The sequence below is a fragment of the Limnohabitans lacus genome, from assembly GCF_030053395.1.
In the GTDB taxonomy this organism is placed as follows: domain Bacteria; phylum Pseudomonadota; class Gammaproteobacteria; order Burkholderiales; family Burkholderiaceae_C; genus Limnohabitans_A; species Limnohabitans_A lacus.
Genome location: NZ_JASGBH010000015.1, coordinates 1 through 12703 on the forward strand (window position 1 = coordinate 1; position 12703 = coordinate 12703).

Sequence of the window (12703 nt, forward strand, 5' to 3'; positions counted from 1 at the left end):
GTTCGCGCAGCAGCAAAGGATTCAAACCAATGCCGCTGCAAATCTCAACCCTCAAGTTTTGGATTAACCTTGAACCCTTGGACTACTTCCAATTGATTGGTACGGCCAGAGGGGGCAGGTCAATTCAAGCAATGCTCGATCACGCACGCCCTGCGGTGTGGCCACATCTGGAGCAAGCAACAATGCGTCAACCTGACACTCTGAAAGCACAATGGGCACGTTGAGACCCTGCTTGGCAAGCTGGATTCGAACTGTTGGATTACAGGAAATTAATTCATCGCGACACACCCATTTGAAAAAAGATTTGATCGCAGACAAATGCCTGTTTAGCGAGCTAACTTTTTGCCAGGAAAGGCTCTGACATATGTACTGCCGAACATGATGTTCCTGAGCTGCCAACAAGCTCAAAGCATGAGAGTTCAGCATCCAGGAAGAAAATTGACGCAAGTTGCTCTCGTAAGCAATTTGAGTGTTCTGGGCAAGTCCCATTTCGGCCCAGAGCACGCAATTTTTCCAGTGATTGATTAATTTCAGATCACGCTCATGGTTTGGCTCAATCGTCAACAGCCGCCAAATCTCATTTCGATCAACATTGAAAAGCCAGTTTTCATCCAGTGGCAACACAATTCATCCTATGCAGTCTCGGAAAAACTATATTTTTGCATTCTCGGCCGCCTGTTAATCTCGTCTGACGCCTTGTCCGCATGGTGGGTCGTTCGCTGGACGTTTAGTTCCGGATGAGTCTGAAAGTCAATAAGCAACTCGGGCAATTGTGCGGGCGCTAGCCCAAGACCAAGTGACCGACTGCAAGATCGAGTCGACCAAGGAGCTGCAGGCAAGCGGCATCCCCCCCCAAGGACGCGACCAAGAACATCGACGTGTCTAATCCGACGCTTTGCTTCATGTTTGCCGGTTTGGCTGTGACATGAGCCGCCAAAATATCTTGCAACTTGTTCGCCAACAAAAAACAAGTTGTTTGTAGCGCGTTTTCTGATAATATGCGTTCTGTCGTATTCCGTCTTTCGTTTTTAAGGGTCTAAATCCGCAGATTTTCGATCGCTAAAAATCCTCTGTAACCCGCATGGCTTCTGGCTTTGCGGGTTTTTTCTTGCCCAAAACAGACAGCCGTCTGCTGGCCGTGTTGTAGCCCCGTTCAGTCGCCCCTTGAGTTGCTGAATATTTGGGCAAAGTTTCAGCAAGTCATTGTTTTTATTAAACTTTTTACAAAACACCCTGTGAATAATATCTTGTAATTTATTTAGGGGGTCTCGCACAGTTGTTTGTCGCGAGATTCTTGACAAACGCTCAAAGTTCATTCCGTGCACTGGTTGACCCTGGTGCACGGTTTGCTGATCCTCCCCGGCAGACCATGTCCTTGAGCCGGGGACTGACCTCCCCGGCTTTTTTTCCTGCCCAGTCAAGCAGGCAAAAAACCGATGTGTCCCCATGGCCCGCTCGCCTGAACAGTTAGTCAATATCGCTAATGCAGAAAAATGCCTAGGCGACTATGTGCCGTTTTCTTCAGAAATCGCCCCGGGCGTGGTCAAGCTCAAGGGGGGCAATGGTTATTTGACAACGTTTGAGATCGAGGGCGTCCCCTTCGAGACCAGCAGCGAAGAGGAAATTGATCAGTACAACCTCACGCTGCACAAGTTCCTGACCAGCCTCAGTGGTGGGGCTTTCGCCGTCTGGACGCACAAAATCCGCATGCAGGTCCACGAAACGCTGCAAGACGAATTCACCAACGAGTTCAGCAAAAAACTTGCCAGTCAGTACAAAGAACGCTTGACCAAAACAAAGTTGATGCGTACCACTTTGTTCTTGACTGTGGTCTACCGCCCAGGTGAGCTGGCCACCTTCAAGAATTTGCAGTTTGGATCATTGGATCAAATGGTCGCCCTTGAGCGTGAAGGCATCGATGTCCTCGGCGATGTCAGCGCCCGAATCGAGTCCTCGATGAGTAAGTACAAAGCCCGGCGCTTGTGGCGCTACACCAAGGACGGCCGCGAATACTCCGAATTCCTTTCTTTCTTGCATCTCCTGACCAACGGGTTTTGGAAAGAGCTGCCCGTCACAAACCGTCGGATCAGCGATTACCTGGCAACAACCCGTATCACTGCAGGCGATCGTTCCGGTGTCCTGCAGCTGACCTTGCCTGACCGTGTACGCTTTGTGAGCGCGTTGGAAATCAAAGAATACCCAGAGCATGTGTCCCCCTTGTCGCTGAGCAAAACGCTGTATCTGGACCAGCAGTTCATCGAAACCCAGTCATTTTCTATTTTGGCCAACCGCCCTGCCCTGGCGCGTTTACGCCGCCAGCGCGGTCAATTGACCGCCGGTGACGAATCCAGTGCATCCGAAGTCAATGAGTTCACAGAACTTTTTGATTCCGTCAACAGCGGCCAGGTAATGCTCGGCGAGTACCACTACAGCATCGCCGTGTTCAGCGACACACTGGACGACAAGGGCATCAAAAAAGACCGCTCAGATGTGGCCGCCGCCTTGGATGCTGGTGGTTTCAAATCAGAGATTCAAACGGTTTTGCCCGAGGCCTCATGGTTTTTCCAATTGCCCGGCAATTGGAAGTGGCGCACGCGCGAGGCCTGGATTACATCGCACAACTTCGTCAGTCTCGCCCCACTGCACAACTTCATGGCTGGCAAAAAGTCAGGTAATCCATGGGGAGAGGCCTTGTGCATTTTTGACAGCCCCAGTGGTCAGCCATTTTTCTTCAACTTCCACTGCTCCCCTGAAGACCACGACAACACAGACGACAAACTGCCCGCCAACGCCTGCTTGTTCGGCAAAACAGGTGTCGGCAAAACGACGCTAGAGATGTACTTGATGGCGCAACTGAACAAGTACGGTTGCCGAGTGTTCCTGCTAGACATGAACCGAAGCGCCGACATCACCGTGCGCCGCATGGGGGGGACGTACAAAACCTTCGCCAGGAGCATTCCTACAGGCATCAACCCTTTCCAGTGGCCAGATACACCCAGAACACGCGCATTTTGCAGAAGCTTGGTCACGCAGTGCATCACCTCTTCGGGCGCAGCCGAGCTGGAGCCCGATGAACAAAACCGGCTGAGCAACGCCGTTGACGCTGTCTTTGGTGCACGCTTTGAGTTTCGCCGGATTGGCCTTTTATCGCAGCACTTGCCCAATGTGGAGCGCAGCTCGCTGCAAGCAAGACTGGCCCGGTGGATTGGCGACGGTGACTTGGCCTGGGTTTTGGACAACCCGCGCGACACCCTCAACTTAGCAGAGGGAGAAATCTGGGGGTTTGACTACACCGATTTCATCAACGATCCGCAGATCTGCCCAGTTTTTACGATGTGTCTGCTGCACCTGTTTGAAGACCTGATCGACGGGCGCCCCATTGCCCTGTTCATGGAGGAATTCTGGGCATTGCTCGGCAATCCTGTTTTTGAAAACTTTGTCAAAAAGAAGCTCAAGACCATTCGCAAAGAATCTGGTTTTGTACTCATGACCACGCAACAACCTGACGATGTGTTGTCCACTGATTTGGCTCAAACCGCAGTACAACAACACGTCACCGGCATTTATTTGCCCAACCCCAATGCCAGATATGCCGACTACGTAACAGGATTCGGCTTGACAGAGACGCAGTTCAATTTGGTCCGAGTGCTGCCCGTTGACTCGCGGGCGGCCTTGATCAAGCAAGAGGACAAATGCGCGATCGTGCGTTTCGACCTCACAGGGATGAACGATGTGATCGCCGTGCTCTCTGGTGACAAAGAAACCGTCGAAATGCTGGACGACATCCGCGCCGAAGTGGGCGACGATCCCAGCGTCTGGGAGCCCTTCTTCTTGGACGCAGTTCGGCAAAAGCGTCAAGGCAGAAAGCGCGTCTCCTTGGCAAAAATTCCCACGCTGTCTAGTTTCAATGGCGGGGAGGCTTGACCATGGGCATGGCAACTTCTCTCGAAGTGCAGCTGGACGCGGCGCTGAAGGCTTATGTCACGGCCGCCAGTACATCCATGACGGGCTATGTCGCTTCGCTGGCTGTGGGTTTGACCGCGCTGTATTGGCTTGTTTTTGGACTGGCGGCCATGCGCGGTGATGTCAACGAGCCCATGAGCAAGATCACCAAGGATGTGGTCACCATGTTGCTTGTGGCTATGGTGGTGTTCACATTTGGCAACTACCAGAACTTTGTGATCGAGAGTTTGTATGGCTTGGTTGCTGACTTGACATCGCGCATGTCAGGTGGGAAAGCCGAAAGCCCGGGGGCACTGATTGATGCGATTTTTACGCACTGCGTCAAACCAGCAGGAGAAGCCGAGTGCATCCCTGTTGGGACCTTGTTCGGGCTCTTGGCTGTCAAGCATGCGAACTGGATGGGAATACCAGATATTTCATTTTTGATCGCTCACGTAGTGATGTTGATCTCGGAAGTGGTCATCGTGGTGCTGTGCTTGATTCCCATTTTGTTGTCCAAAGTGGCATTGGCCATTTACCTGGCCATCGGGCCTTTTTTCATCATGCTGGCGATGTTTCCACAAACGCGCTCGTACAGCAGCTCTTGGCTCTCGGGCGCATTGGGCAACGCCTTGACGCTGGTGATTGTGGCGGGGATTTGCTCTGTCGTGCCCGCGATCATGCAGAAGCTTATCAACGATGGCTTTAAGGACTCCATTGCTGCAACCAATGTACTGAGCCTCACTGTTGGAATCCTGGTGGCGGCCCTCGGTCTGGGCTTGACAGCGCTCAAAGCATCTCAAATGGGCGCGCAATTGGCCGGTGGCGGCGTGGCCATGGATGGCGGCAATTGGATGGGGGCGCTGGGGAACATGTACACCAACATGAAAGGACGCACTGGCGGCGATGGCAACAAGGACAAGGATAGTAAGTCTCCAGAAAACTCTGCTCAGCAAAAGTCGCCCAAATCCTACGCCGCTGGTCGTACGGCCGGTAATGTTCTCGCAGCCTTAGCCAAGAAGAGATAAACATGAAACCAAACCTCAAACTGACCCATGCAATTCTTGCCCTCAGCATCACAACGTCAGCCTTTTCTCAAGGCATTCCGGTCATTGACGTGGCTGCCATTGTTCAGGCCATCGAGCAAGTTCGCGCCTGGGAGGGCCAGTACCAGCAAATGATGCAAAGCCTGCAACAACAGCAGCAACTGATTCAAAACACCACGGGCTCTCGCCAGTTGGGACAAGTTTCCAACGCGATCACTTCCACCGTTTTACCCCCTGACATTGTTAGGCAACTGACCACAACTCGAACGCATGACGAGCTCAACTCTCTTGCGCTTCAGAACTTTGGCGCCTTGAGTCAAGCGATGCAAACCCGTGCGAGCCAAATTCAGGAATTGATGCGCCAAATTAACAGCACCCAAGATGCCAAAAGCATCCAGGAACTGACTGCCCGCATTCAGTCCGAGCAGGTCATGGCAACCAACGAAGCCAAAGAAGCCCAGTGGTTGCGCACGCAAATCGAGATGCAGGCTCAAGCGCTCGACTTGGCTCACAAACAAAGAATGCTTGGCAACCTGCGCACAAATCCCACATCGACCCGTTGACCACCAAAGGAATCGCCATGTTCGGCCGCAAAAAAACGCCCAAACCCATCGTCAAGCCCGAAGTCGACGCGCTGAGCTTTGAGGTCGATATTGCCCTGCGCAGCTACAAAAGTGAGCGCCGCGCTTGGATCTTGGTGGTGGTGTTTGCCGTCATCGCCATCTTGGCCGTGACGGCTGTCTTGTTCATGCTGCCACTCAAGCAAACCGTCCCCTATTACGTCTATGTGGACAAAGAAACCGGTGCCACGCAAGCTGTGGTGGTCTCCGATCCCAACGCCATTTCCCAAAACGAAGCCGTCGCCCGCTATTGGCTCAGCCGCTATGTCTCTGCACGTGAGCGGTATGTGTACCGCCTTCAACAAGAAGATTACGATTTTGTTCTGGCCACCAGCATGCCTGCCGTGGGGGCGGAGTATTCAGAGCCTTACTCAGGGCAAAACAACCGCGCCGAATTGCTCAAGGAGTCCATCGAAGAGCGGATCAACATCTTGAGTGTGCAGGTCACCCCAGGCACCCGCGGCCGAGGCACCGTGCGCTACCAAAAGATCACCTGGCGAGCCGGTATGCGCGAGCCAGAAAGCGTCAAGACCTATGTGGCTGATATCGCCTATGACTGGGTCAGTGCCACCGGCTGGGGCACCAAAGATTTGCTGCAAAACCCGATGGGCTTTGCTGTGCTGGCCTACCGCAGCACCCAAGAATTGCAAGCTCAATGATCAAGCACCTTCCTGTCAGCCCACTCCTGCGCCGAATGTCAGGATCTGCGCTTCAATGGGCCACGCTGGGGGGCACGTTGGGGGTCACCTTGAGTGTCACCATGATCCTCAACCTGAGTGCCCCCCTGACTGCTTATGCCGCCACTTTACCCACTTTGAGCACCAAAGACCGGCGAATTGGGTTTGTCGACTATGTTGCCCACGACGTGGTCATTGTGCCGACAGCCCTTGGCGTCGTGACACGGATCATCTTGTCTGAAGAAGAGAAGATCGCGCGTCCGCCAGACAGCGGGTTTCCTTCCTCTTGCGATGACCCACTTAATGAATGGTGCGTTCGCGCCGAAGTGGGGCAAAACCAGATCACCGTCAAACCACGCAAAGGCGCAACCCAAAACAATTTGGAAATCAGCACAGACAAGCGTGAATACAGTTTCTTGCTGCACGCCATGCCAGGCGCAGAAAAGTCCAAAAGCGTGCTGTACAGGGTGATGTTCCGTTACCCCATGCCCACACCGCCTGTCCCGCATGTGAGCCTGCCAGCGGCCTCCCCGCCTGCCGCATCTGGTGAGGATGAAGGCAAACCCCGCGATCTGGAGGTGACCGCCCCATCTCCTGTCGGCTCCAAACGGCAAGAACTGGCCAAGCCCCTCGTTCGCAACGTCGCCTACTCGGTCAAGGCCCAAGGCGATGCCCAAGGCATTTTGCCCAGCATCATTTTTGACGACGGGCGCTTTACCTACCTGAAGTTTCCAAAAGCACGCGAAGTGCCCGCCGTGTTTGCTCGCGATGCCAGCGGTCAAGAAGTCCGTGTGGCATTCCATGCTGAACGCCTGTTGTCCGATCCGCATGCGCCTGATGCGGGCGTAGAGAGCGATTACCTGGTGATCCGCCGCGTCGCCCGCGCGTTCTCGTTGCGTCTGGGCTCCTTGGTTGCAGAGATCATCAATGACAAATTTGACCCTGAAGGCGTTGAAACGCACAACGGCACCACCACGCCCACGCTCAAGCGGGAGATGAAGCCGTGAACGCCGTAACGACAGCATCAACGCCCGTGGATGAACCACACGTCCACCATGACTTGGATCAGGGCACACAGCCGGCCGACATCAATGCCATCGGCCACACCGCCAGTCGCTTTCCGGTCAGCAAGGTGATTTTTATCGCTGTTGTCGGTGCCGTGGTCTTGGGCATGCTGGTCTGGCTGGGCAAGATGTGGCTCGCGTCAGTCTTCACCGTCCCCACTCGCACCCCGCAGCAAGAGCCGCTAACGCCCTCGCAATCGGCTCAAGGCGTCAATCGCTCTCGCCTGCCCGGCTCGAATACCCCCCTGGAAGGCAACTCGTCAACGCCGGGTGGATCGGCCACTTCTGGCCAGTCGCCGGACAAATCCGCTGGCAACTCTTCTGGAAACACCCCCGCATCACCCTCTGTCAAAGCAGACACCCCCTGCCCCGCAACGGCACTGGTTGACAAGCGCTCTGGTCAAGCTGTGAAGGATGCGCAGGGTCAGCCGGTCATGGTTGACTGCAAAGGCGTCATGCTCAGCGCCGCGCGTATTCCTGCCCCGGCACCCCTGCCCGGGGCGGCACCTAACGGGTACAGCGGCATACCTGGTCCTGTCACCATGCCGCTTGGGCAAACAATGCCCACACCACCTGATCGCTATTCGGGTGACACCTCGTTGGCCAACAAAAAGCCATCCCTGACACCCACAGCAGCTGCATCGGCCATGGGGGCATTCCCACCGCCGCCAGTCTCATCGGCTGAACTGGAAGCTCGCCTCAAGCGTTTGATGAACCCTACCACGCCATCTGGCGGCAACAGCGCTCCCAACCCTATCTTGGCCAATCCCTCGGCCAACGCTTCCGGCAATCCACAAGGGGCGATGGGTGGCTTGCTCAGCCCGACTTCGACGCCCAAAGCGATGGCCATGCGCACCTTTGATCCCAATTTGACCATTCCTAAGGGGGATGCCATCAATTGCGCCATGACCACCCGCGTGGTCACCGAAATCTCGGGTTTCACCAGCTGCATCGTCAGCGAAAACGTCTACAGCGCCAATGGCAAAGTCCTGTTGGTTGAGCGCATGAGCGAGATTCAAGGCGAGTACACCGCCGTGGGGCAACCTGGACAGCGCCGTGTTTACGTCCTGTGGTCTCGCGTGCGCAAGCCCGGCGGCATCACGATCGACATTGCCTCGCCCTCGACCGACAGCCTGGGCGCTGCGGGCATTGACGGCATTGTGGATAACCGCTGGTTTGAGCGGATCGGCAGCGCCTACCTGATGTCGATATTTAAAGATTTTCTGGCGGCCAATGCAGCGTCCACCGCTGGCGGCACAGCAGGCGCAGGCACTGCGACCGGTTCCGCTTTGTATCAAAACTCCATCAGCACCAGTACCAGTTTGGCAGAAAAGGTGCTGTCGCAGTCCATGAACATCAAACCAGTGGTCTATGCACACCAAGGTGAGCGCATCGCTATCTATGTCGCCCGTGATCTGGACTTTTCTGGCATCTATCAAGTCACGCCTGTACAGCGCACACCATGAAATCCCCAGCCCCACCCTTTTCTACCGCAAGCGCCCCACCGTCAGGAAACAGCCTGCCCATCGACGCGGCAGTCACGCAAATGATGGAGCCCATTGAGGAGATTTTGGCGAATTATCCGGGGGCCACTGAATTTGCCATGGTTCGCCCTAGTGAAGCCTTCATTGAGCAAAGCGGTGCTTGGCACCGGCTTGAATTGCCTCAGTTCACACTCAAGCGCTGCCTCGAATTGGCCAACGTGGTGGCCATTTACGCCAACCAAGACATCAGCGAGCGTGCGCCGTTGCTCTCGGCCACCTTGCCCGCGGGTCAGCGTATCCAGATCGTGATCCCGCCCGCTGTTGAACGCGGCCAAATCTCCCTGTGCATTCGCATTCCTGGATCATCCGTCAGATCGCTGGAGTCCTACGTCCAGGACAAGGTGTTTGATCGGTACTTCTGGACCCAACAGCCGCTGACGGCCAGCATTGCGACACACCCCTGGAGCAAACTGGACCAGCGCCTGGCACAACTGCTGACTGAGCGCGACTTGATGGGGTTTTTGATCGCCGCAGTTCGTGGCAAGAAAAATATCGCCATCGTCGGCGATACGGGCTCCGGCAAAACCACTTTGATGAAAGCCGTTTGCCAGTACATCGCTGAGCACGAACGGATCATCACCATCGAAGACGTTCGGGAGTTGTTCTTGCCCAAACACCCCAACGCCAGCCACTTGCTGTATTCCAAGGGGTCTCAGGGCGTAGCGAAGGTGACGCCCGCCGATCTGATTGGCGCTTGCATGCGGCTCAAACCTGACCGTGTTCTGCTGGCGGAGCTGCGTGGTTCTGAAGCATTTGACTTCCTCAAACTGATGACCGCTGGTCACAGCGGCTCTGTCACCAGTTTCCATGCAGAAAGCTGTGGACTCTCCCCTCAGCGCTACGTGTTCATGAGCAAAGAACACCCTGATGCAGCCATGTTCACCGATGCAGCCCTCAAGCAACTGGTGAGTATGACGATCGACATCATCGTTCACATCACCGCCGAGCGCATGGAGGATGTTGCTGGTCAGGTCATCGGGGTCGACCGCTATGTGACCGAAGTCAGCTTCGATCCGTCCATGAAATTCAGGGCCTTGGCATGAACAAGATCCATCCTGCTCAACACCTTGTCGCAGCACTTGCTTTGCTGTTGATGGTTGTTGCGTGGCTGTATCTGAGTTCATGGAGCCATGTGCTCTTCACTCATGGTCCGATTTTTCCGATTGAGCCAGGGCAGGTTTACCAGTACTGGCAAGTTTTCTCGGGCGATCCCAGCTTTACACGGGCAAAGACAGCTTGCGGTTTTGTCCTGTTCACATTGTGGGCGGCATCTCTTTTTGAGATTTACAAAGATCGCCGCCCCTTGCACGGCAATGCCAGGTTTGTTGAAAGTAAGCGGGAAGTCAAAAAAGCGGGCCTTTTTGCCAAGCACGGCATATTGATTGGCAAATTCCTGGGCAAATACTTGGTTTTGGGTGGTCAGTACTTTGTGTTGCTGGCCGCACCCACACGCGGCGGTAAAGGCGTGAGCATGGTGATCCCCAATTTGCTCAATTGGATGGGCTCAGTCATCTGCATGGACACCAAGCTGGAGAATTTCAACACCACCAGTGCCTACCGCCAACGGATTCTCAAGCAAGAGGTGTTCCTTTTTAATCCCTTTGCCGCCGACCGCAAAACCCACTGCTGGAATCCACTGGACGAAGTGCGGCGTGATCCTGTCCTGATGGGGGGCGATGTTTTGCAAATTGCCCAAATTTTCTACCCTGAACTCGCTGGCGACAAAAACCCGTTTTTCACGCAGCAAGCGCAAAACCTGTTTTTTGGCTTGACCCTGTTGTTGCTGGAAACAAAGCACCCTCGCTGCACCATGGCCGAAGTGTTTCGCCAAGGCTCGGGCTACGACAAGCCACTGCGTGAACACCTGCTGGAAATGCTGGATTTGCACAAAAACTTGAGCCGCCAGTGCCGGGACTCATTGAACCGGATGCTCTCCAATCCAGATGAGACCTTTGGCAACATCAAGGCCAGCTTTGATGCGCCACTGCTCATGTTTGCCAACCCCTTGGTGGATGCAGCCACATCTCGCAGTGATTTCAAGCTCTCGGATGTCCGCCGTAAGCGCGTTTCCATCTACTTTGGCATCACCCCCAACCGACTGGTTCAGGCCGAACGCCTGACCAACCTGTTTTTCACGCAAGCCATTGCACTGAACACCGAGGTCTTGCCGGAAAACGACAAGACCTTGCGCTACGAGTGCTTGCTGGTCAACGACGAGTTCACCGCTTTCGGTCGCATCGCCATTTTGGTCAAAGCGGTCTCATTTGTTGCAGGGTACAACCTGCGCCTCTTGACGATTGTGCAGAGCAAGTCGCAACTTCAAGGGGCTGAACTGTATTCACAAGCTGACGCACGTAACCTGATCGTCAACCATGAGGTCAAGGTGGCATTTGCGCCTGGCGATCACCAAGATGCCAAAGAGGTCTCCGAAATGTTGGGCACCTACACCACCAAGTCGACCTCCACCTCATCGAGCCGCAGTGCCAGCGTCGTCTCTGTGCACACCCCCGGCACCGCAGGAGAAAACACGTCGGAACAGCGCCGAGCATTGATGATGCCCCAAGAGCTCCAGCAAATGCCTTTTGAGCATGAGATCGTCGACAAAAAGGGCATTCGCCCCATTCTCGCCGACAAGATTTTGTATTACGCCGACCCGGTCTTTGTCGATCGCCTCAAGCAAGTCTCTCCCAGCTTGCGAGCACTGGGCAGGGCCCTGCCCACCAAGGATCAGCTGGATCAGGCCCGGCTCGATGGCGAACTGGCCATCCCTGTGGATGCACTGTTTATTGACCTTGGGGCAGGACAAAACTTGGTCAGCGACAGCGATATTCACAGCGCCAGTGATACCGGCCAAGGCGGTAGCGCCCAGCTCTTGCAACCCAAACCCGTGCAATCACCCATGGACCCATTGGTGGCCGCTGCCGCACGCAAGCTGGCTCTTGATCTGGCTGACTGGAGCGCGTTTTCGACGGCAGATGAGGTCAAGTCTCATGTGCTCAAGACACTTTTTATGCAGGACTTTATGGGAGAAAAACGCCATGTCTCCATTTGAAGACAAATACAGCGGCGCGACAGACGCCGCATGGCGTGCGCAGGTGCATGCAACGGCCACCCAGAAGTTGGCACAAGCCTTGGCCGCGCAACAGACCATCCGCCCAGCCGCCAACGCGCTGGAGTTTCAACGCAACCTGAGCCATGTCATCGAACAACTGGCTCATGAGGAGTTGACCTTGATCGAAAACATGACAGGTATGGATTTACTGGAAAAACTGACCGCCGCTCAATCCGGTGACACGGTCGAATTCACACCCGCTCAAGCCGAACAACTGGGGGCCTTTAAGGAGGACGCCATCGGCGATGACGATCTGGATGCAAATGGGCAGGAAAGCACTGAGTCATGAGCGATCAGACCAACGTGATTCATGACTCGGGCCAGTTGCCGGGTCCGCTCACGCTTGAGCGGACTAAGCAACTTGTCCACGAATTTTGCAAAATCTACCCTGTAGCCTATGCTATCAAGTTCAAAATCCGCGCAACACAAGAGGAACTGTATGGACCAAACGCAACCCGAGCAAACATTGGCACCGTCTTTGGAGCCTATGTCCCAGCTACAGAAGCCGATAGAAGAGTATCCCCAGTTTATCGAGGACGATGTGATCTCGCCTATTCCGTTCTGGGTGGAGATGAAGATCTCCGCAAGACGCTCCGCCATGAAATCATCGGCCACTTCGGACTCAACACCCTTTCCGCAGACGACAAACGTGGCGTCCTAGAGTCCATAGCGCTGTCCCAAGGCCGGGACGGCATTGC

10 protein-coding genes are annotated in these 12703 nt (G+C 54.9%); 9 read left to right on the forward strand and 1 reads right to left on the reverse strand.

The window, feature by feature from the left end:
* Positions 1 to 63 precede the first annotated feature (63 nt).
* Positions 64 to 624 (reverse strand): site-specific integrase, encoded by a 561-nt coding sequence (locus QLQ16_RS15185; protein WP_283225503.1) that lies wholly within the window; start codon positions 622 to 624, stop codon positions 64 to 66.
* 885 nt (positions 625 to 1509) lie between these two features.
* Between QLQ16_RS15185 and QLQ16_RS15190 the strand changes: the two genes are divergently transcribed.
* The 9 genes from QLQ16_RS15190 (at position 1510) to QLQ16_RS15230 (ending at position 12294) form a co-directional block, all read left to right on the forward strand.
* Entirely contained in the window at positions 1510 to 3924 is a 2415-nt protein-coding gene (locus QLQ16_RS15190) for a VirB4 family type IV secretion/conjugal transfer ATPase (RefSeq protein WP_283225504.1), read from the forward strand.
* Between the two features lie 8 nt (positions 3925 to 3932).
* Positions 3933 to 4970, forward strand: a complete 1038-nt coding sequence (locus tag QLQ16_RS15195) for a TrbL/VirB6 family protein (protein WP_283225505.1) — start codon at positions 3933 to 3935, stop codon at positions 4968 to 4970.
* Between the two features lie 2 nt (positions 4971 to 4972).
* The gene (locus QLQ16_RS15200) at positions 4973 to 5551 is read left to right on the forward strand and encodes a type IV secretion system protein (RefSeq protein WP_283225506.1); all 579 of its coding nucleotides are present in this window, start codon (positions 4973 to 4975) and stop codon (positions 5549 to 5551) included.
* The gene (locus QLQ16_RS15205; protein ID WP_283225507.1) at positions 5548 to 6267 is read left to right on the forward strand and encodes a VirB8 family type IV secretion system protein; all 720 of its coding nucleotides are present in this window, start codon (positions 5548 to 5550) and stop codon (positions 6265 to 6267) included. Before QLQ16_RS15200 ends, QLQ16_RS15205 begins: the two co-directional genes overlap by 4 nt.
* A gap of 101 nt (positions 6268 to 6368) precedes the next feature.
* Positions 6369 to 7292, forward strand: a complete 924-nt coding sequence (locus tag QLQ16_RS15210) for a TrbG/VirB9 family P-type conjugative transfer protein (protein WP_283225508.1) — start codon at positions 6369 to 6371, stop codon at positions 7290 to 7292.
* Between the two features lie 26 nt (positions 7293 to 7318).
* A complete protein-coding gene (locus QLQ16_RS15215) occupies positions 7319 to 8815 on the forward strand; it encodes a TrbI/VirB10 family protein (protein ID WP_283225509.1) in 1497 nt (498 codons plus the stop codon).
* Positions 8816 to 8898: 83 nt separating this feature from the next.
* Positions 8899 to 9936 carry a P-type DNA transfer ATPase VirB11 gene (gene virB11, locus QLQ16_RS15220; protein ID WP_283225532.1) on the forward strand — a complete coding sequence of 346 codons (1038 nt, stop codon included), beginning with the start codon at positions 8899 to 8901 and terminating at the stop codon, positions 9934 to 9936.
* Positions 9937 to 9986: 50 nt separating this feature from the next.
* A complete protein-coding gene (locus tag QLQ16_RS15225) occupies positions 9987 to 11945 on the forward strand; it encodes a type IV secretory system conjugative DNA transfer family protein (RefSeq protein ID WP_283225533.1) in 1959 nt (652 codons plus the stop codon).
* On the forward strand, positions 11932 to 12294 hold the full coding sequence (locus QLQ16_RS15230; RefSeq protein WP_283225510.1) for a hypothetical protein: 363 nt from the start codon (positions 11932 to 11934) through the stop codon (positions 12292 to 12294). Before QLQ16_RS15225 ends, QLQ16_RS15230 begins: the two co-directional genes overlap by 14 nt.
* The last annotated feature ends 409 nt before the right edge of the window (positions 12295 to 12703 follow it).